This is a genomic window from Nocardia sp. XZ_19_385, assembly GCF_015355755.1.
Lineage (GTDB): Bacteria > Actinomycetota > Actinomycetes > Mycobacteriales > Mycobacteriaceae > Nocardia.
In genome coordinates this window covers 198384-217494 of the sequence record NZ_JACVEE010000001.1, presented here as the reverse complement: position 1 = coordinate 217494, position 19111 = coordinate 198384, and the positions used below count along the sequence as shown (strand labels likewise).

Below are 19111 nucleotides of genomic sequence, written 5' to 3'. Positions count from 1 at the left end.
ATTTGCGGCGACCGGTCTCCGAATCGTCGCGATTCCGCCGATTTGCGGTTGCAATCTCAAGCTGCAGTTCGGGTGTGTGTGCCGTTCGGCGTCAGTAGTTGTGGGTGGCGGTGTGGGGGCGGCTGTCGATGTATCCGTGGCGGATTAGGCGGATGCGCGGTTGAGGTGGACGGCGGGCCGGGTTGCCGTCGCTGCCTCTCGGTATTAGTAAGGCTCGACGAGGCGGGCCTCGTGGGCGAGGATGGCGGCTTGGACGCGGTTGTCGGTGGCTGTGCGTTGGAGGATTGCGCTGACGTGGGCTTTGACTGTGCCTTCGGCGATGTGGAGGGATTTGGCTATGTCGTTGTTGGACAGGCCTTTTCCGATGAGGGTGAGGACGTCGCGTTCGCGGGTGGTCAGGGTTGCTACCTTGTCGCGGGCCGCGCTGTGGCGTTCGAGGGTGTTGCCGTTGAGTTCGGTGAGGACTCGGTGGGCGATTCGGGGGGAGAGGAAGGCGGCGCCGTTGGCGGCGGCGTGGACGCCCATCAGGAGTTCGCGCGGGTCTGAGGCTTTGAGGAGGAAGCCTTTGACGCTGGCGGCGAGGGCGCGGGCTACGTAGTCGCCCTCGTCGAAGGTGGTCAGGATGATGACCGGGACATCGGGGTGCAGGCGGCGCAGTTCGGCGGCGGCGGTGAGGCCGTCGAGGTTCGGCATTCTGATGTCGAGCAGGACGACGTCGGGGTTGTGGGATCGGGTGAGTTCGATGGCCTGGTGTCCGTCGGCGGCTTCGGCGATGACCTCGATGCCGGGATCCGTGTCCAGGATTGCGCGTACGCCCGCGCGGATCATGGCCTCATCGTCGGCCAGCAGTACGCGGATCACGGTGCCGCCGCTCGGGTCGGGGCTGACAGTGGGATGCGGGCGGTTACGGTGAAATCGCCGCGCTCGGAACTGGACTGGAACGTCCCGCCCAGAAGCTCGACCCGCTCGGCGAGGCCGATCAGCCCGCTGCCAGCGCTCGAGGGGAATGGACTTGTGGCTGTGCGCCCGACCGATCCGGTGCTCGTGTTCGGTTGGGATGGGCTTGCGCCGGTTCGGTCGGCCGATCTGCTGCTCGTGTTCGGTTGGGATGGGCTTGCGCCGGTTCGGTCGGCCGATCCGCTGTTCGTGCTCGGCTGGGATGGATTTGCGTCGGTGCGGCCGATCAAGCCACTGCTTGTGCCGGTCGGCGCTGGCGTTGCATCGGTGCGGCCGGCTGATCTGCTGTCCGCGCTCGCGGGGAACGGGTTTGGGCAGTCGGGGCGGGGCGACATCTTGCCTGCGCTGGCTGTGGATGGAGTTGTGCCGGTGAGAGGGTTGGTCACTGCGACTGCTAACTCATCGCCATGCTGTTCGATCCGGATGGTTACCGGGGTTCCGGGTGCATGACGTGCGGCGTTGGTGAGTGTCTCCTGGATGATTCGGCGAAGGGCCGAATCCGCCAGTGGGGGAGGGGGATCGGAGGATAGGTCGTCTTCTAGCAGCACTGTCATGCCTGCGGCGCGGGCTCGGGCGACCAAGGCGGCGACCGGCATGTGCGGTGGTTCCGCGGTGGCTGTTTCGGTCCGGAGCAGGGCGATGGTTCGGCGGAGTTCGTCGGTGGCGGCTACTGCTGAGGCGCGTAAGTTGCTGGCGGAGCGGCGGTTCGGTTCGGTTAGGTCGGGGTTCAGTTCGAGGGCACCCGCTTGTAGGGCGATGAGGGCCAGTTCGTGGCCGAGGGAGTCGTGCATGTCGGTGGCGATGCGGGCGCGTTCGCGTAGGCGGGCGCTTTCGGCGGCTAGTTCCTGGGTTTGTTCCAGGTGGGCGATGCGGTCCTGGCCGGCGGTGATCAGTTCGGATTGCTGGCGGCGGAAGCGTCCGATCAGCCAGGGGAGCATCACGAACAGGGCGAGTGTCATGACGGCGCTGACTGCCTCGGAGATCTCGAACACCGCGATCGTGGCTGCCGCGCCGGTGGCTACCAGGAGGACTTCGCCGCCTCGGCGCACCGGTAGGTGGCGTCCCTGTAGGTATGCGGCGACCGCGAGCGCCGCGAACAAGGCCTGCCTCCAGGGTGGAAGCCCTTCCATGGCAAGTCCGTTCAGCACGCCGCCCGCCGCGGTGATTGCGAGGAGTGCGCTGTTCTTCATCCCGCCGACCTTACCGAGCGCAGCCGGACCATCCGAAGCACCGCGGTCGAGGCCCCGGCGAGGGCGGCAACGAGCAACGCTATTGACAGCGGCGCGGCGAAATAGGTGAGCTGGGACCAGGTAACTGTTCGACCACCGGTGATCGCCGAAATGATTTGCGGATACGCGGCGAACAGGAGTAACGGAATTGCCAGCGGCAGCAATCGCAGCGTGATCCGCCACCACGACCGCGCAGCGCAGCGTTGCGCCCAGCGCCGGGACCGCAGCACTCCCAGGACGCCCAGACCCAGAGTGCCGAGCGCGATCAGGGCGAGGACCAGCTCGAAAATCTGCCGCTGACCACCGATCTCCGCCGGTGTCTGCCCCCGGCTCAGCGCCACGAGGCCCTTGACGATGTCATAGGTGTCATCGTGCAGCGCGGCACTGTTGGCGAGTACCGCGAACCCGTATCCGGTGGCGGGGTCGATGGCCTGGAAAGCGGTGTAGGTGAACAGGTTCCCGCTGTGTACCAGCAGCGTGGGGTCCGAGTCCTCCGGCGCCCAGCCCATCGCGTACTCGTCGACCGGAGACGGCGTGTGGGTCGTTGCCAGCGCTGCCGGGCTCAGCAGTTGTGGACCACGGCCGTTCTGTGCGATCAACCACTTGCCCAGGTCGGCAGCGGAGGTGATGACGCCGCCGCTACCGCTGCCTTCGAGAAAGCCGGGCAGTTCCGGACGGGAGACCCAGGCGCCGAATATCGAATTGTATCCCTCGGCGGGCGCGATGTTCTCGGCACTCACGGCGCTGTCCGTCATCCCGAGCGGTCCGAACACACGCTGTGCAAGGAAGGTGCCGAAGTTCTGACCGCTGGCGACTTCGACGAGCCGCGCCGCGAGGTTGTAGTTCACGTTGCAGTATTTGAAGCGCGTGCCGGGATCGGTTGCGAGCGCGGCGGTGTCCAGGCGGGACACATAGTCCGCGAGCGACGTCGCCCCCTGGAGCCGGCCGATATCGACGGTCGAGTCCGTCAGCCCCGACGTCTGGTTCAGCAACTGCCGCACGGTCACCTCGGCGGCGCGCGCGTCTGCCGCGGTGAATCCGGGCAGCTGTTCGGAAACCGTGCGATCCAACGAGATTCGGCCTTCATCGACCAGAATCATGACCGCGGTTGAGGTGAATGACTTGCTGAGCGACGCGATCCGCATCGGAGTGTCCGCGGTGACCGGGCCACCGCCGGAATCGTGCCCGTAACCACCGGCGTGCACGACCCGGTCACCCTGGGTGACAACTGCCGACAGCCCGGGCAACCCGGTGCTGTCGAGTGCGGCTTCGAGGTAGTCGTCGATCACCGCTGGCGTCAGCGGCCCGGCGGGAGCCGCCTGCGACACCGGCAGCGCGACCACACCGAGACCAGCCACGATGGCGAGGATGGAGAGCAATCTGAGCATGCCGTCGACGCTAGGGAACAACACAGCCGAGAAAATCTGCCGAACGACCGGACCTACCCCCGACGAAAGTTATAGACCTCAGCCTGTGATGGGCGTGTTCTGGGCGGCGGCCAGCCACCATTCCCCGTCCCGCTCGACGAGGACATACATCGCCATTTCGGAGAAACCACCAGGTTCGAGGGCCTGTCGGCGAATGTGAGCGACAACGACATTGGGTGCGGGCGCTTGGACAGCGACGACTTCGAACCGCGATGCCGGTGCCACCCCAGCTTTCATGAGCTGGTGATGGATGGCGTTGAGCTGGTCATACCCGACGAGCGTGGCCCCTTTCGGGCTGCCCCACATGATGTCCGCGGCGAACCAGCTGTCATAGACATCGGCATCGCCCGAGTCGCCGCCTTTCTGGAGTTGTGCCGCCAAGGCGGTCGCCTCGGTGTCGGCGACAGCTTGACGAGTCGAATCGTGCAGCACTGGACGTGGTTTCATGACCATCACTGTAAGAGCTCAACCAACATTGAGGTCAAGTCCGTCATCTATTCCGAATCAGGCTCGCGCTCAACAGTTTTGCGGTCCGGCACCGACGACGCGCGCTGCGTGACCAGAATAGCCACGATCAACACCACGACGATTTCGAGGAGATCCCACCCGACCGGATTCTCGGCCGGTTCGAAGCCCGCGACGCCCGGTAACGCCACTTCGGCAGTCGCCGGGTCCGAGCCGACCGGCGGCGTGGGTTGCGCCACCTGACTGACTCCCGGCCCCAGCAGCGCACCCTGCCCCGGGACCGGCGGAACCTGGCCGGGAAACGGCGGAATCGCCAGGGGGATGCCGGGCGCCGGCGGCGACGGAGACGGCAGCAACAGCGCCAGGCACGTCAGCACCGCACTCCCGGTCGCGGCGCTACCCACCGCCGCGCTACCTAGACCGGCGCTTCCCAGCGCTCCACCGAGGGCAGACCCACTCATCCCTGACCCGCCCGAGCCCGAAGCGGCCGACCCCACCGCTGCCGAGCCCACCACCACCGACCAGGAGGAACCGAAAACCACCGATCCGGACGAACCCAGCAGCGCCGACCCCGAACTCATCCCACTCCCGGTGAGCAACGCGAGCACAAGCATCGATCCGCCGAGCACCGCGCTACCCGCGCAAGCGGTTTCCACGCTCCCGCTGTCGAGCCCGGGTGCGACGGCAGGACGGAGCGCGATTTCCTTCCCGGCGTCCGCCGAGGCATCCGTCGGCTGCGTGCTCCCGCTCGCGCTACCGCTCTGGATCAACTCTTGGGCAGTCGCACTCAGCGGCCCCAATCTGAGCGGAGTCCCCGCCTCGGAACCTCCAGGTGACGTGCCGTCCCCGCCACCCGAGCCGGTGGCGATTTCGCCGATGAACGGCAGATCCGGCGGCACCGCAGCGGCGAACGGGCAGCCCAACGTCAACGTCATGGGCAACAGCACGCTCGCGGCAACGACTTTCCTTGCCGCGCAAGCTCTTCGCCGTACCGGACCAACGAGGTCCATGCGCGCAATCCTCACTCGTCGCGGCTGCCGTCGTCGATCAGCTGAAACTGGGATTGGGCATAGGCGAACGCATCGGTCGGCACGCCGATGACGCTGGAGAACGGCCGCTGCAATTCGTGAACGGCCAGCAGCGCGCCTCCCACCACGACCCCCAGCAGCGCGGTCATCACCACGCTGCGCCACGTCACCCGCATCCCCGACAGCACCGGATTCAGTAACACCAGAAGCGAACCGATGCCCAGGATGGCAAACAGGAAGGTGGGGAGCATCCGTCCGGCATCGATCGCTCGATCAGCGCGGGCCTGGGTGACGCGGTCCAGTGCGGTGAGAGTCCGCGAACGGGCGTCGGTGACGAGCGAATCCGTCGAACGCACCGGAACCACCGTCTCCCGAATCGTCTCCAGCTGGGCGCCGACGGCCGTACTGAGTTGATGCTCGTTCTCCATGAGCGGCCACTCTTGGGAGATCACCTGATTCGTATAGTCCTGCACCAGGTCACGGACCCGCCGCTGTTCCACTTCGGGTAGCGCTTGCGCCGCCTCGTAGACATCGACCAGCGCTTTCGCCTCCGCGACGGTGTGGTTGTGCGCGGTCTGCTGCTGTTGCCAGCACACCACGAAGGTGAACGCGACCGCCGCCGTGAACAGCGTCTTGATCAGATCCAGCACCAGCGTGCCGGACGATTCGTCACTCGTCTGCCGCCACGACTTCGGACGCAACCGATCCCCGAGGACGAACAGCGTCACCGTTGCCAAAGCTACGGCGATGACGATGAAGATTTCCTGATCCATGAAGCGCTCACCTTCCGGTCGCAATCGGGTGCAACTGGATAACCGAAGTGCTTAGTGGAGCGATCAGTGATCGTAACAACGGGCGAACCGGACAGATCGGATCTCCGTTCGGGCCGTGATTCGGCGCGGTCGTTACAGGGTGCAGCGGGTGTCGGCCGCCGGAACCTTCAGATCGACGAGGTAGTCGGCAACCACGCCGTTCACGCAGTCGCTGGCGCCGGACATGACCACGGTGTGCTGTTCCCCTTCGACTGTCAGCACCGCACCGCCGAGGGTTTCGGCCAGGTGGACGCCGCCGTCGTAGGGAGTGGACGGGTCGCCGGTGATCGAGACCGTCAAGGTCTCGGGCAGCCCTTCGATGCCGGTGGCGTAGGGGTAGTCGAGAGTGGGTGCGGCGGGCCAGAACTCACACGCGTCCCGGGCGCCGTCGGCACCTCGGCCCGAGTCGGTGAACGGGGCTACCTGCTGGATCCGTCGCTTGAGGTCGGCTTCCTGCTCGGGAGTGCGGCGTTGCTCGTCGAGGCAGTTGATCGAGAAGTTGGCCTCGGCGAAATTGGCCCAGTGCCCATCCTGGTCGCGGCCGCCGAAGATATCGCCCACCGCGAGCAGGGTGTCGCCCCGCCCGGCCCGGATCTCCGCGATGCCCTTGACGATCACCGGCCAGGCCGCGGAGTCGTAGAGTCCGGCGGTCACAGCGCCGTACGCGGCATTGAAGTCCAGTTTCCGCCCGCTCGCGGTGACAATCGGCTGGTCGATCAGCGGGCGAACGATGTTCTGGAAGTTCGCGGTGGCTGTGCCGGGGTCGGTGCCCAGCGGGCAGTCGGGGCGGGTGGCGCAGTCGGCGGCCATCTTGTCGAAGGAGCGCTGGAAACTCCCGAATTGCGTCAGCCGCCGTTCGACGGTGCCCGCGTTCGGATCGATGCCGCCGTCGAGTACCAGCGCGCGCACGTGCTGCGGAAACATCTCGGCGTAGACAGCCCCGAGCCGGGTGCCGTAACTCTGGCCGAGGAAACTCAGCTTCTCGTCACCAAGGACCGCGCGCAGAATATCCATGTCGCGCACCGCATCCCGGGTGCCGACATGCGCGAGCACATCCGCGCCGCCAGACCCGGCGGCACACTTCTCGACCACCCTGCGGGCGTCCTGCTCGGTCAGTTTTCCCGCGCCGACCGTCACCGACATCACGGATTCACCCGCATCGATTTCGGCGTCGGAGAAACAGCTGATCGCCGGGGTGGACGCGCCGACGCCACGGGGATCGAACCCGACCAGATCGAACCGCTCGGTCACCGGGCTTTTCGCCATGTTCTTCGCGGCGACGGCGGCCATGCTCATTCCGGGCCCGCCCGGCCCGCCGGGGTTGATCAGTAGTGATCCGATCGGTTTCCCGCGCGCGGGCGCTTTCAGGAGCGCGATCTGCGCGGTCCGGCCCGAAGGATCGCCGTAGTCCAGCGGCACTTCCATCCGGCCACACTGAAATCCCGGATCGCCGGAGATGATTTTGTCGTCGGCGGCAGTTGTGGCATAGCCAGCGCAGGGCCCGAACGACAGCTTCTGGTCATAGAACCGCTGCAACTCCGATGACTGAGCAGGCTCCGACCGGGAACACGCGCCCAGCGCCAGCAACAACAGAACCGCCAACACCAGTCGGCCGAGCAGAGATGACCTCATATCGAATCAGTTCCCTTCGGTGCGTGCGGTCCGGAGCTTGCGTCCTACCCCGTTGCATGACATCGATCTGGGCAGGGTTGTAAAGGTCTGTCATCGCCACCTCGACGGTATCGGCGATCCGCCGCGAACCGGCTCCCAGGTTCGTTCATCGGCATCAGCGGGCAGCCGGTCCAGCTCGGCGCCCGCCGGCAGCGCCTCAGGATCTTGCAGCAGCTGCTTATACGCATCGAGTGCCTGGCGCGCTGATCACCCGCGACATGACGACCACAAACGCGCGATCGGCAGCGGAGAGCTCGCCCGCGACAGTCAATTCCGGCGCCACCTCGACCGGCGCGGCCTGCCGCACGAACCCCGTGAGCTCGAGCTCCCGGGTACTCCACGCCAAGACTGTCTTCCCTCCGGCACCGGATCCGGCGGCGCGGACGCGCCACCTAGGGAACAGTCTTGACTGTGCCGCAACGGCACAGTCAAGTGCGCCGTTGCGGCGTGTCGGCTGCCTAGGTGACGAAGAGCTGGTCGGCGAGCATTTCGTCGAGACTCTTGCCGAAGGCGTGCGCGATCTGATCGAGGTCTTCGACGGTGTGCGCGGCGCTGATCAGGAAGCTGTGCATCTCGGCCATGTAGACCTGATGTTTGCGCATGTAGTAGGCCAGGGCGATGGTGGCTTTGAAGTTGCTGCCCGCCATGCGATCTCGATAAAGTCCGGCCGCCCGGTGGCTGAAGTTGAGCGAGAAGATCGAATTGCGGGCCGAGATCCGGCAGGCGATCTCGCGCTGCTGGGTCGCCTCCCGCATGAGGTCGGCGAGGCGCTCGGTGTGGGTGTCGAGCTGGTCGTAGATCTCCGGGTGGGCGCCGAGGTGGCGCAGCGCGGCGAGGCCGGCCGTGCAGGTCAGCGAGTTGCCGCTCAGGGTGCCGCCGGCGAATACCCGGTTCTCGTAGTCGTAGAACGGGTCCTGCGAACTCTTGGCCATCTCGATGAACCGGCGCTGCCCGACCACCGCGCCCACCGGCAGACCGCCGCCGATCACCTTGCCGAGACAGGTCAGGTCGGGTTCGATGCCGACCATCACCTGCGCGCCACCGTAGGCGACCCGGAAGCCGCTGACCACCTCGTCGAAGATCAGCGGAATCTCCAGCTCGGTGCACAGTTCGCGCAACGCGGTGAGGAATTCGACGTCCAGCGCGACCACCGAGGTCGGCATGGGTTCCAAGATGACGCAGGCGAGTTCGTCGGCGTGCTCGCGCAAGCGCTGCAATCCGGCGATATCGCCGTACTGCAGTACGACGGTGCCCGCGACCGTCGCCGGATCGGCTCCGAGCGACCCGGCCACCGGTTCGGGCCGCGCCCGATCACCGGAGAAGCGGAACCACGAACTGACCAGACCCTGATCGGAGGACCCGTGGTAGTGCCCTTCGAATTTCGCCACCAGGGTCCGCCGCCGGTAACCCCGGCATATGCGGATCGCGAACATGATCGCCTCGGTCCCCGAATTGCACAGCACCGCTTGCTCGGCGGCGGGGAAGGCGTCGACCAGCAGTTCGGCCAGTTCGATCTCGGCGGCGTTGCCGATGCCGTTGACGAGCCCGCGCGCGGCGCCCTCGGTGATCGCCGCGGTGATCGCGGGATGCGCGTAGCCGAGCAGGTGCGGCCCGTATCCGGCGGACAGGTCGATGTATTCGTTGCCATCGAAATCCCGGATGCTGCCGCCGACGGCTTCCTTGACGAAGACCGGGAATCCGCTGGGGAAGAAGTAGCGGTCGATGTGGGTCGGCGCGACCAGCGAGGACCGCGCCCGGTCCCGCATTTTCAGCGAGGTAGGCATCTGGTCGGTGAAGTCGTCTTCGAACCGCCGCTCGACCTCGGCGCTCATGTAGGGGGAGTAGCGGTCGGTGAATTTGCGTGCGTTCGCCCAGATGTCGATGTCCGGATCGATCTGGGAGGCGAAGCCCTCGCCGGAGAGGAAGACCAGCTCCACCTTCGTGAAGTTCGTGGTGTATCGCGAATCATACTGTCGCAGTACCGCATTCACGTCATTGAAGTAGGACACCGTCGACCACCGGTTGGTGGAGATGTCGAAGTGATACCGCAACACCTCGATCATGTCGGCGACGTAGTCGTCGTGCCGCTCCCGCACCGCCTCGCCCGCGATCACGAAGTAGCGGGTGAACCGATCGACCGCGATCTCCCATTCCTTGCGGGTGCAGGCGTAATAGAAAGAGGACAGACCCCACTTCTCGTCCTCGGTGAGCTCAACGGTGACGCCGTAGTCCAGCAGCACCAATTCCCCTTCGGGGCTGAACATCACGTTGCCCGGATGCGGGTCGCCATGGCAGATGCCGTGCATGTACAGCATCGTGTAGATGATGTCCTGCAGCCGCTGGGCCAGGCGCGGCCGCGGGAACGAGACGGTCTCGACGTGCTTGCCCGGAATGCCGTGCATGTACTCCATCACCAGCATCCGCTTGCTGACCAGTTCCGGCAGCACCGCGGGGACTTTCACGAACGGATGCGCCCGCAGGTTCTCGCCGATGCGCTGCTGTTTCTCGGCCTCGTGTGCCATATCGGCCTGCGGCCGCAACAGCCGCGCCACCTCGGTGAACCGTCGCGGCACGTCCAGATACCGCACCGGCGGCACCGTGGCGTGCACCAGCTTCACCATCGCGCCGATCGAGGACAGGCTGTCCTCGATCTGTTCCGGCACCGAATCCTTGACCAGCTTCACCGCGACCTTGCGCCCGTCGAGCAGCTCCGCGATGTGCACCTGAGCGACCGACGCGCTGGCGATCGGCGTCAAATCGAAAGAGCTGAACGTCTTTTCGATCTTGTCACCCAACTCCCGCTCGATCGCGCGCCGAGTCTGCGCCTCGGTCATGTGCGGAGTCTGGTCCTGCAGCACCCGCAGCGTGTCTACCCACGATTGCGGCAGCAGATCCGATCGGGTCGCCGCGATCTGGCCCATCTTGATGTAGATCGGCCCCATCCGCAGCAGGAACGCCAGGATGGCGTCGGCTTGGCGCTGCTCCCGGGAGACTTCGCGCCGCCGGATCGAGTCGATCGAGTACGCGGCGACCCCGCGCATTCCATTGCCGGCAACCTTGCCGAGATGTCTGAACATGGCTCACCCGTTCGGCTTTGGTCGTCAGAAGACGAAGGAGAATACGGCGAAGGACATTCCGGCGCTGCCGACCCAGCCCACCGCGCGGTCGCCGGGCTGCAACGTGCCCTGGTCGAGCGCCGAGGCGATGGCGGCGGGCACCGAGGCGGACACGATATTGCCGGTCCGCTGAAACACGTGATGGATCGCCGAACCCAGTCCGACCTGGTCGGCCATCATCTGCCAGTAGCGCTTGCTGGAGGCATGGGTGAACAGCGCGGCCACCTTCTCGGTGTCGACGCCCAAGCGGTCGAAGACGGCGTACGCGTCCGCGAGCCCGGTTTCGTGCATCTCGAAGCCGAAGGAGGTGAAGTAGCCGACCCCGTTGGCCGCCAGTTTGTCCGACGGGTCGCAATACCCCTCGTAGCCTTCCAGCGGCACGTTGCACAGCGGTGCCAGATCGGGCCGGGAGGCGAAATGGAACTCCCACGGCTCGTGGTCCTCCGCGGTGAGAATCGTTGCGGTCGAACCTTCCCCGAGCGTGTAGGCCGGGAACCTGGACTCCAGCGCGGCCGCGTTCGGCAGCCGGAACAGATGCGGCACCACCGCCCCGCCGTCGCGCAGGCTGAACTCCGCGTTGACGATCATCGCCGCCCGATAGGGTCCGGTGCGCATCAGCGACTCGGTCACCTGCAGCGCCCGCGTCCAGCTCATGCAGGCGTCGAGGAGATCGAAGCAGTGCGCGTTGCTCAGCCCGATCGCCGCGGCCGAGTGGTAGGCGCCGCCCGGTTCGACGAAGCCGCGCCCGATCCCGGTGTAGATCAGTAGATCGATCTCCTCGGCCCGCATATCCGCCTGCGCCAGTGCGGTTTTCGCGGCGCCGCGCAGCAGATCGATGGGACGCTCACCATCGTCGAGCCAGCATCGGTCCCGCGAGCCCGCGTAGCGCAGGTAGCTGTCGATGGTCCGCAGCGTGCCGTCGAGGTCGCCGTCGAAGTCCCGGGCGCTGTGCTCGGCGATCATGTCGAGGATGTCGGCATTGCTCACCGTGCGCGAGGGCAGGCCGGCCACCGCGGCCCGGAGCTTCACCGCGCACCCCCCGGAGCCAGGATGTTCGCGAGCACCCGCACCATCTCGGTGACTGTCTCGGAATCCCAGATCAGTTCGGGCGGGAAGCGTTTGCCCGCCCACGATTCCAGCCATTCGTGCAGATCGATCTGATCGACCGAGCCGAGTCCGTGTTCGGCCAGCGAACGATCCGGATCCAGGTCCGGCGCGTCGGGCTTGTTCTCGGCCATCCAGGCGCGGATCTGTTCGAACAGGCCCTGCCGCACCAGATCTCGCATGGCGGTGCGGCCGTTGCCGTTCGTCGCGGTCCGCGCGGGTTCGACCGGCGCCGGGCGCACCCAGCGCTGGGTCTCGGGTAGTCGCCCGGCCACGAAATCGGTCATGCAGTGCTGGCGGCGCAGTTTGCCGCTGGTGGTCCGCGGTACCGCACCCGGCTGCACCAGAACCACTGTCGCGGGGGCGATGCCGTGCCGCTTGGCCACCGCGTCGTGCATCGACGCCGCCAGGCTTTCGAGCTCGCGGTCGATATCGGTGCGGCACTCGGCGACCAGCACAAGGTCCTCCTGCCCGGATTCCGTTACCGCGAAGGCGATGACGCCACCTGCCCGCAAGGCGTCGTCGCTGTCGACGACGGTGGCCTCGATGTCCTCCAGGTAGTAGTTCATGCCGTTGACGATCATCAGGTTCTTGAGCCGTCCGCAGAGGAAAAGCTCACCGGCATAGACGAATCCGAGATCGCCCGTCCGCAGCCACGGGGTGTCGTCCGCGCCGGCGATGCGGGCGCCGAAGGTGCGCTCGGTTTCCTCCGGCCGCCCCCAGTAACCGGGCGACACGCACGGACCCTGCACCCAGATCTCGCCGACCTCGCCTTCGGAGACCTGACGCCCGGATTCCGGTTCGACGATCGCCATTTCGGTATCCAGCACCGTGGTTCCGTGACCGACCAGGTCGATGCCGTCCGGCTCCGCGGTCGGCACCGCCTTGCGCCGGGCGAGCCCCGTGACGTCGAAACGCTCCGCGAGGTAGCGTTGTTCGCCGGTGGAGCAGGTCACCTTGAGGGTGTCCTCGGCCAGGCCGTAGCCGGGCGAGAGCGCCGTTTCCCGGAGCCCGCACGGGGCGAAAGCGATCTCGAAGCGCTCCAAGGTGGTCTTGCGGACCGGCTCGGCGCCATTGCTGAGCAGGTGCCAGCTGCTCAGATCCAGCGCCGCCCGCTGCTCCGGCGTGGTCCGGTCGACGCACAGGTCGAACGCGAAATTGGGTGCGCCGCTGTGTGTTCCGTGATACTTCGTGATCGCGTCGAGCCAGCGGACCGGATTCTTCACGAAGGTGGCGGGCGCCATCAGCACCGCGCGGCCGCCCGAGAAGACCGGCATCAGCACTCCGGTCACCTGCCCGAAGTCGTGGAAGTGCGGCAGCCACGAGGTCACCACACTGTCGGCGTCGATCTGCCAGCTGCAGGCCATCTCCAAGCACTGCCGCACCGACATCGCGTGGTCGATGATCACGCCCTTCGGCGTGGCGGTCGAGCCGGAGGTGTATTGCAGGTAGGCGATGGTCTTGGGGTCTATCGCGGAGGGCTCGGCGGCGGACTCCGCGGCCGGCGCGATCTCCTCGGTGACCACCTGCGGCAGCCGGGCGAAGGACAGCTCGTCGCCGAAAGTGGGCAGCGCGGTGGCGATCTCGCGCGTGGTGAGCACGCCGGCGGCCGCACAATCCCGCGCGATCACCTCGATCTGCTCGGACCGCCCGCGTCCTGGCTCGTAGAGCGGCACCGCGATCACCTGGGCGTACAGGCAACCGAAGAACGCGGCGACGTAATCGAGCCCGGCGGGGTAGAGCAGCAGTGCCCGATCGCCGCTGTGGAACTGTTCGGCCAGCACCGCTGCGATGGCGCGCGCCCGGCGATCCAGTTCGCGGTAGGTCAGGCTGCCGGATTGGTGGCCGTTCTCGTCCAGAAATGTGTAGGCCGTCTGATCCCCGCTCCGCCGGGCGCGCGTGGCGAGCAAATCGACCCAGTCACTCGCAGAGACAACAGAATCCGAGGACAACGTTTTCATGCCCACCTCTATACGTTGAAAGCTTGGTGATCGAATTTGGTCGGATGAATTCCCGGAAATGAGAATTGCGCTCAATCTAGCCACGAAATCGCTGGTGCGTCAATACTTCCGGGGATCGGCGATCGCATCAGGAAAGTGTCAGCCGAACTGTCAGCGGCGGCCGCGAAAATGGCAGCACCGGCCGGCGCCACAGGACCGACAAGGAGGTGCACCCGACATGTTCCGGGGTCGTGACCGGGACCGGAGCATTGCCGAGAGATCAGAATTCCCGGTATCGGCGCTGGACGAGGCCGTCGTTCTGGATCCGGCGAGTCCTTTGCACATCACGCACACTATTTGCGGACTGACAATTGCGACCGTGTCTGTGGATTGGTTACGCAAACAGTCTGCCGAGCATATTGCGGCGACGATCGCGCGGCACCTGTCCACGGCCGAGGCAGCCTATGCCGCGACATTGTGGACGCCGAAACGCCGGTTCGAATGGCTGGCCGGACGATTGGCGGCCAAATGCGCGGTCTGCGCATATCTGCGCCTGCACCTCGGAATAATCAAACAGACTCAGGAGATCGTCGTCGAGGTGATCGGCGAGGGTCCCAGCGCGGGCAAGCCTTTCGTGGACGCCGGCGGTGAAATCGGCATCTCGCACTCCGGTGAATTCGCGATCGGCGTGTGCACCACCGAACCGGTGGGCGTCGATCTGGAGCGGAACCGCAGGCTCGCGCCGCCGCTGGTGCACGCGCTGGGCCCGGCGGCCCGGGGCGTGAGCGCGGCCAGCTCGCGCCTGCACACGATGCCGGTTCCGCTGCGCTGGGCGTGCACGGAGGCGGTGCTCAAGCACTACGGCTTCGGCCTGCGCATCGATCCGCGCGAGGTGGTCCTCACCGCGTGGCGGACCGATGGTTCCTTCCTCTGGCGGGCGGGCCCCGGATTGCGTCGCGAGATCGCGGCGCTGCCCTGGCCGCGCCACGCCTGGGCGGGTGAAATCGCCGGGTATGCCCTGGCTTTGGTTTGGTAGACGGCGGAGGAGAGCATGAAAGCCCAACACGCTCGGCAGCGGGTCGCGATTCCCTTCGGTCAAGCTTTGACGGCGGCGCTGGCGGTAGCGGCGACGAGTCCGTCGTCGCACAACTGCCAGCCGTGGGCGGTGGCGCGGTTGCCCAGCGCTCGCGGGCTCGATAAGGGGTCGCCGGTGCCGGAATTCCTTGTGCTGGCAGTGGATCGGAGCCGGGAGATCGGCGCGCTGCCCGCGCATCACGCGGAGATGCGGGTCAGCTGCGGGCTGTACTGGCGGCTGCTGCAACGAGCGCTGGCCGCGCAGGGCTGGGTCGCGCACCGTGATGTCTCGCCGGTCGACACGCCGTCGCGGGTCCTGCCGGCGGAGTGGAATCCGTTGCGGCTGACCGAATTCCACTGGACGGGCGAGCAACGCGAATCCCTGTCGAGCTTGCGTGCTCTCGCCGCCAGCCGCCAAACCAACCGGGGGCCATACAGCGCGCGACCGATCCCGACGACCACACTGGCCGCACTCAGCGAGCATCTGGGCGGCACGAATCCGCCGATCGAGGTTCGGCAGCTGCGCACCGAAGACGAGCTCGATCGCTTCGCCGACTACGTGAAACGCTATGGCGGCAGGGATTTCGGCCACCGGCAGGCGTGGCAGGAGACGCACTCGTTCATCCGGCGCGACGCCGCCGAAGCGGACGCGCGCGGCGATGGCTTCACCTTCGCGCACCTGTTCGGTCCGCTATCGCCCGCGCAGCAGCTGCTGCGGCGCTGGGTGCTCGCACCGCGGACGATGAGCGCACTGCGGGTGATCGGATTCCCGCGCCTGCTCGCCGGACAGCTCGCACGGGTGGTCCGCACCGCGCCGGTCGTCGTGGCGCTGAGCCTGCCGGAATCCGGCGATCTCGACGACAACCTGATCACCGCGGGGGAGCGCCTCTGCGACTACTGGCTGCACGTGACCCGCTCGGGTCTGGTGCTGCATCCGGTCAGCATCGTGGTCCAGCACGAGGACCTGCGCGCCGGCTTGTGCGCCCGGTTCGGCATGACCGGCCGGCCCTTCTTCATCGCCCGGCTCGGCTTCCCGACGACGAGCTTTCCGCACACCCCACGCCGGAATCCGGACGCGTGTTTCCGCGAATTGTAGGCATTCCGGCCCGCGAAGGCGCTGGTGGTGCCATGCTTGTCCATATGGACAAGGCGATTGGACAGGCCATTCGGCCAAACAGCGCCACCCAGGGCGCCGCTACCCGCGCCGCGATCATCGACGCCACCGTGGAGATCATCATCGAGGCCGGTTGGGGCGGGGTCACCCTGCGCTCGGTCGCCGCCCGGGCGGGCGTCCGCCACGGCGTCGTCGGCTATCACTTCCGCGGCAAAGAAGATCTGCTCGGCCAAGCCGCCGCCGCGGCGACCCGGAACCTGCTGGCGCAGCCGCTGGCATTCGCGCGCCAGGCGACCGACCTCGAGCAAGTCGTCGAAGGCACCCTGGCCTGGTATTCCGCGGGCTCGCTCACCGATCCGGCGCTGGCTTTGCTGCTGGAGATCCTGCGGCAGGGCGTCCGCGATCCGGCGCTGCGCGAACCGATCGCCGCGGAGATGCGCGCCTACCGCGTCGCACTCACCGATCTCATCGAAAAAGGCCAGGGCAATGGTGCACTCACCACACGCGTGCCGGCGGCCGACATCGCGACCATCGTCGCGGCACTACTCGACGGACTGCTCATGCATGCCGTCTTCGATCCCGAGTTGAACCTGGAGGGCACGGCCGCGGCCGTGCGCTCGCTGCTGTCTGGAGGCTGACCGTGAGACAACACAGCTGGGGTGCGCACATGGCCCGCCGGCGTCGCCTGGTGATCGTCACCTGGTTGGTGCTGATCATCCTGTGCGGCTTGGCATTTCCGCTTCTTTCCAAAGAACTCAAGGCGCCCAACTACGGCGTGGACGGCGCGCAGTCGACGCGGGCGTCGAACCTGATTCAGCAGTACTTCCAGGGGCTGGGCAACGAACAGGACGTCATTGTCTTCGACGCCCCGCAGGGGCAGGTCTCCGATCCGGATCAGCGCGCTGCGATCGACCGGGTCGTCGTCGCCGCTCGCGGCTCGACCGGCGTGGTCACCGTGATCGGCCCGTTCGACCCGCTGGCCAAGGATCAGGTCGCACCGGACGGCCGCGCCGCCCTGGCGGTCGTCGGCATGCAAGGCGACACCGACCAATTGCCCGGTCGCGCAAGTGATCTGCAAGAGGCCATCGACGAAGCGGCGGGCAGCGGGATCGAGGCGTATCTGACCGGCTACTCGCCGATCACCAACGACCTGACCGTCGTGGAGACGACGGCGGCCTCGCAAGCGGAGGGGATCGGTCTGCCGATCGCGCTGGTGATCATGGTGCTGGCCTTCGGCGCGGTAATGGCCGCGGCACTGCCGCTGCTGCTCGCCATCGCCGGACTCATGCTCACCTTCGGCGTGATCTACCTGCTCAGTTTCGTGATGACCTTCGACGCCTTCCTGGTCACCATCGTGACGATGATCGGCACCGGCATCGGGATCGACTACGCGATGTTCATCGTGAGCCGATTCCGGGAGGAACTGGCCCGGCGCGGGGTCACCACGCGCGATCCGGACGCGATCGCGGAGGCGACCGGCGTGGCCATTCGCACTTCCGGGCGCACGATCCTGTTCTCCGGCGTGGTCGTGGGCATTTCGGTGTGCTCGTTCTTCATTCTGAAATCGCCGCTGTTCCGGGAGATTTCGATCGGCGTGCTGGTCTCGGTGATCTGCACCGTGATCGCGGCGCTCACGCTGCTGCCCGCCGTGCTGGCGGCACTGGGCCCGCGCGTCAACGGCTGGCAGTTGCCACCGCGGTGGCGTCCGGCGGACGTGCGGTCCGACACCCATCTCGCCGCCGGGCCCTGGGCGCGCTGGGCGCACCTGGTCATTCGCCGCCCGGTCATCTACGCGCTGGTGGTCGCCATCGTGCTGGTCGTGGCCGCGCTGCCGGTCGGAAGTTTGAAGTACGGCATCGATCTCGGCACGAAATCCCTTGCGGGACGGCCCAGCGCGAGCGCGCAGGAGGTGCTCGACCGTTCGTTCAGCCCGGGCGTTGTTTCGCCGATCCAGATCGTGATCACCGCGCCGGGCGACGGTCCGCTCGACGCCGCGGGTCAGGAACGGGCCAGCCGGCTCGCGACGGAGCTGTCCGGTGACTCGCGCGTCGCGCAGATCGAAACGCTGCCGAATGAGGGCCGGGTTCTGCTCAATGTGGTGCCGAAGGTCGCGATCGACTCCAGCGAGGCCATCGCGCTGGTGGAGCACATTCGCGACGACCTGGCGCCACCGACCGGCGATCAGGTACTGGTCGGCGGGGCGACGGCGAGTTTCGTCGATCTGTCCGACGAGACGACCGCCAAGCTGCCCTGGGTGCTGCTGCTGGTACTCGGCCTGTCGCTGGTGTTCCTGCTGCTGATCTTCCGCAGCGTGGTGCTGCCGATCAAAGCCGTCATCATGAACCTGCTCGCCACTGGCGCGGCGATCGGCCTGACCGTCGCGGTGTTCCAATGGGGCCACGGCGCCGGGCTGCTCGGCTTCACCAGCACCGGCTTCTTGCAGGTGTATCTGCCGATCACGGTGTTCGTGCTGCTGTTCGGCCTGTCGATGGACTACGAGGTCTTCCTGATTCGGCGAATCCAGGAGGCGTGGGAAGACGGCCACGACACCGACGAATCCATCGCCATCGGTGTCGAGCACACCGCACGTCCGATCACCGCCGCCGCGGCGATCATGGTCGCGGTCTTCGGCAGCTTCGTCACCGCGCAGGTGCTGGAGCTCAAGCAGTTCGGCTTCGCGCTCGCGGTCGCCGTGGCGATCGACGCGACCCTGGTCCGGCTCGTGCTGGTCCCCGCGTTGATGAAGCTCTTCGGCGACTGGAACTGGTGGCTGCCCGCGTGGCTGGACCGCGTCCTGCCGCACATCGGCGAGCACCACCCGCGCCGCACCGAGCAGCCGGAGGAGCTGGCGGCGTCGGCAGAGCGGCGCTAGGCCTGGTAGCCGGGGTCGATCCGGGTGCCCTCGTATTCCGCGGTGACCGTCGCCATGGTGTCGAAAGCGGTGACGAGGCCCTTGAAATCGGGGGTGTGCATGTCCTGCTCGAAGTCGGCGCGGCTGCTCACCTGGATCACCTCGAAGTAGTGCCCCGGTGTGGCAGTGCGCTGGACGCTGAAGGCGCGCACGCTGGGCAGCCGCGGGCAGGTGTGGTAATCGGTCTCGCGGACCCAGGCTTCGAACTCCGCGGGATCGGTGTCGGGGTGCAGGCGGATGAGATGGACGATGAGGTCCATGGC

The 19111-nt window shown here is 66.8% G+C and carries 16 protein-coding genes; 4 read left to right on the top strand and 12 right to left on the bottom strand.

What is annotated here, in order from left to right; genetic code table 11:
• Nucleotides 1–204: 204 nt before the first annotated feature.
• From IBX22_RS00800 to IBX22_RS00750, 11 genes are all read right to left on the bottom strand, one after another.
• Complete coding sequence (locus tag IBX22_RS00800) at nucleotides 205–861, bottom strand: response regulator transcription factor (RefSeq protein WP_194813463.1); 657 nt, start codon at nucleotides 859–861, stop codon at nucleotides 205–207.
• Entirely contained in the window at nucleotides 858–2147 is a 1290-nt protein-coding gene (locus IBX22_RS00795) for a sensor histidine kinase (protein ID WP_194813462.1), read from the bottom strand. Before IBX22_RS00795 ends, IBX22_RS00800 begins: the two co-directional genes overlap by 4 nt.
• Nucleotides 2144–3574, bottom strand: coding sequence for a serine hydrolase (locus tag IBX22_RS00790; protein ID WP_194813461.1), 1431 nt, complete (start codon nucleotides 3572–3574; stop codon nucleotides 2144–2146). The genes IBX22_RS00795 and IBX22_RS00790 overlap by 4 nt, the downstream gene beginning before the upstream one ends.
• Before the next feature lie 78 nt (nucleotides 3575–3652).
• The gene (locus tag IBX22_RS00785; protein WP_194813460.1) at nucleotides 3653–4060 is read right to left on the bottom strand and encodes an SgcJ/EcaC family oxidoreductase; all 408 of its coding nucleotides are present in this window, start codon (nucleotides 4058–4060) and stop codon (nucleotides 3653–3655) included.
• A gap of 47 nt (nucleotides 4061–4107) precedes the next feature.
• Nucleotides 4108–5013, bottom strand: coding sequence for a hypothetical protein (locus tag IBX22_RS00780; protein WP_194813459.1), 906 nt, complete (start codon nucleotides 5011–5013; stop codon nucleotides 4108–4110).
• Nucleotides 5014–5099: 86 nt separating this feature from the next.
• Nucleotides 5100–5879, bottom strand: a complete 780-nt coding sequence (locus IBX22_RS00775) for a DUF4239 domain-containing protein (protein WP_194813458.1) — start codon at nucleotides 5877–5879, stop codon at nucleotides 5100–5102.
• Nucleotides 5880–6011: 132 nt separating this feature from the next.
• Complete coding sequence (locus tag IBX22_RS00770; RefSeq protein WP_228538116.1) at nucleotides 6012–7343, bottom strand: alpha/beta hydrolase; 1332 nt, start codon at nucleotides 7341–7343, stop codon at nucleotides 6012–6014.
• A gap of 424 nt (nucleotides 7344–7767) precedes the next feature.
• Complete coding sequence (locus IBX22_RS00765) at nucleotides 7768–7935, bottom strand: hypothetical protein (RefSeq protein ID WP_194813456.1); 168 nt, start codon at nucleotides 7933–7935, stop codon at nucleotides 7768–7770.
• 112 nt (nucleotides 7936–8047) lie between these two features.
• Nucleotides 8048–10666 carry an aminotransferase class III-fold pyridoxal phosphate-dependent enzyme gene (locus IBX22_RS00760; protein WP_194813455.1) on the bottom strand — a complete coding sequence of 873 codons (2619 nt, stop codon included), beginning with the start codon at nucleotides 10664–10666 and terminating at the stop codon, nucleotides 8048–8050.
• A 24-nt stretch (nucleotides 10667–10690) separates the two neighbouring features.
• Nucleotides 10691–11734, bottom strand: a complete 1044-nt coding sequence (locus tag IBX22_RS00755; protein WP_194813454.1) for a 3-oxoacyl-[acyl-carrier-protein] synthase III C-terminal domain-containing protein — start codon at nucleotides 11732–11734, stop codon at nucleotides 10691–10693.
• Nucleotides 11731–13770 (bottom strand): AMP-binding protein, encoded by a 2040-nt coding sequence (locus tag IBX22_RS00750; RefSeq protein ID WP_194813453.1) that lies wholly within the window; start codon nucleotides 13768–13770, stop codon nucleotides 11731–11733. Before IBX22_RS00750 ends, IBX22_RS00755 begins: the two co-directional genes overlap by 4 nt.
• Before the next feature lie 358 nt (nucleotides 13771–14128).
• Between IBX22_RS00750 and IBX22_RS00745 the strand changes: the two genes are divergently transcribed.
• Genes IBX22_RS00745 through IBX22_RS00730 form a run of 4 tightly spaced genes read left to right on the top strand, consistent with a single transcriptional unit; the run spans nucleotide 14129 to nucleotide 18809 of the window.
• Nucleotides 14129–14785, top strand: coding sequence for a 4'-phosphopantetheinyl transferase superfamily protein (locus IBX22_RS00745; protein ID WP_228538115.1), 657 nt, complete (start codon nucleotides 14129–14131; stop codon nucleotides 14783–14785).
• A 15-nt stretch (nucleotides 14786–14800) separates the two neighbouring features.
• Entirely contained in the window at nucleotides 14801–15919 is a 1119-nt protein-coding gene (locus tag IBX22_RS00740) for a RedV protein (protein ID WP_194813452.1), read from the top strand.
• Nucleotides 15920–15963: 44 nt separating this feature from the next.
• Entirely contained in the window at nucleotides 15964–16575 is a 612-nt protein-coding gene (locus IBX22_RS00735; RefSeq protein WP_194813451.1) for a TetR/AcrR family transcriptional regulator, read from the top strand.
• A gap of 2 nt (nucleotides 16576–16577) precedes the next feature.
• The gene (locus IBX22_RS00730) at nucleotides 16578–18809 is read left to right on the top strand and encodes an MMPL family transporter (protein WP_309234362.1); all 2232 of its coding nucleotides are present in this window, start codon (nucleotides 16578–16580) and stop codon (nucleotides 18807–18809) included.
• Here the strand turns inward: IBX22_RS00730 and IBX22_RS00725 are convergent.
• Nucleotides 18806–19108 (bottom strand): RedY protein, encoded by a 303-nt coding sequence (locus IBX22_RS00725; protein ID WP_194813450.1) that lies wholly within the window; start codon nucleotides 19106–19108, stop codon nucleotides 18806–18808. The two genes, IBX22_RS00730 and IBX22_RS00725, sit on opposite strands and share 4 nt — an antisense overlap.
• Nucleotides 19109–19111 lie beyond the last annotated feature (3 nt).

Bases quoted from the DNA above. Each gene is read 5' to 3' on its own strand.
- IBX22_RS00780 (WP_194813459.1), bottom strand. From the start codon at position 5,013: ATGACGTTGACGTTGGGCTGCCCGTTCGCCGCTGCGGTGCCGCCGGAT.
- IBX22_RS00760 (WP_194813455.1), bottom strand. From the start codon at position 10,666: ATGTTCAGACATCTCGGCAAGGTTGCCGGCAATGGAATGCGCGGGGTC.
- IBX22_RS00750 (WP_194813453.1), bottom strand. From the start codon at position 13,770: ATGAAAACGTTGTCCTCGGATTCTGTTGTCTCTGCGAGTGACTGGGTC.
- IBX22_RS00735 (WP_194813451.1), top strand. From the start codon at position 15,964: ATGGACAAGGCGATTGGACAGGCCATTCGGCCAAACAGCGCCACCCAG.
- IBX22_RS00740 (WP_194813452.1), top strand. From the start codon at position 14,801: ATGAAAGCCCAACACGCTCGGCAGCGGGTCGCGATTCCCTTCGGTCAA.
- IBX22_RS00785 (WP_194813460.1), bottom strand. From the start codon at position 4,060: ATGAAACCACGTCCAGTGCTGCACGATTCGACTCGTCAAGCTGTCGCC.
- IBX22_RS00770 (WP_228538116.1), bottom strand. From the start codon at position 7,343: ATGGAAGTGCCGCTGGACTACGGCGATCCTTCGGGCCGGACCGCGCAG.
- IBX22_RS00775 (WP_194813458.1), bottom strand. From the start codon at position 5,879: ATGGATCAGGAAATCTTCATCGTCATCGCCGTAGCTTTGGCAACGGTG.
- IBX22_RS00795 (WP_194813462.1), bottom strand. From the start codon at position 2,147: ATGAAGAACAGCGCACTCCTCGCAATCACCGCGGCGGGCGGCGTGCTG.
- IBX22_RS00725 (WP_194813450.1), bottom strand. From the start codon at position 19,108: ATGGACCTCATCGTCCATCTCATCCGCCTGCACCCCGACACCGATCCC.
- IBX22_RS00790 (WP_194813461.1), bottom strand. From the start codon at position 3,574: ATGCTCAGATTGCTCTCCATCCTCGCCATCGTGGCTGGTCTCGGTGTG.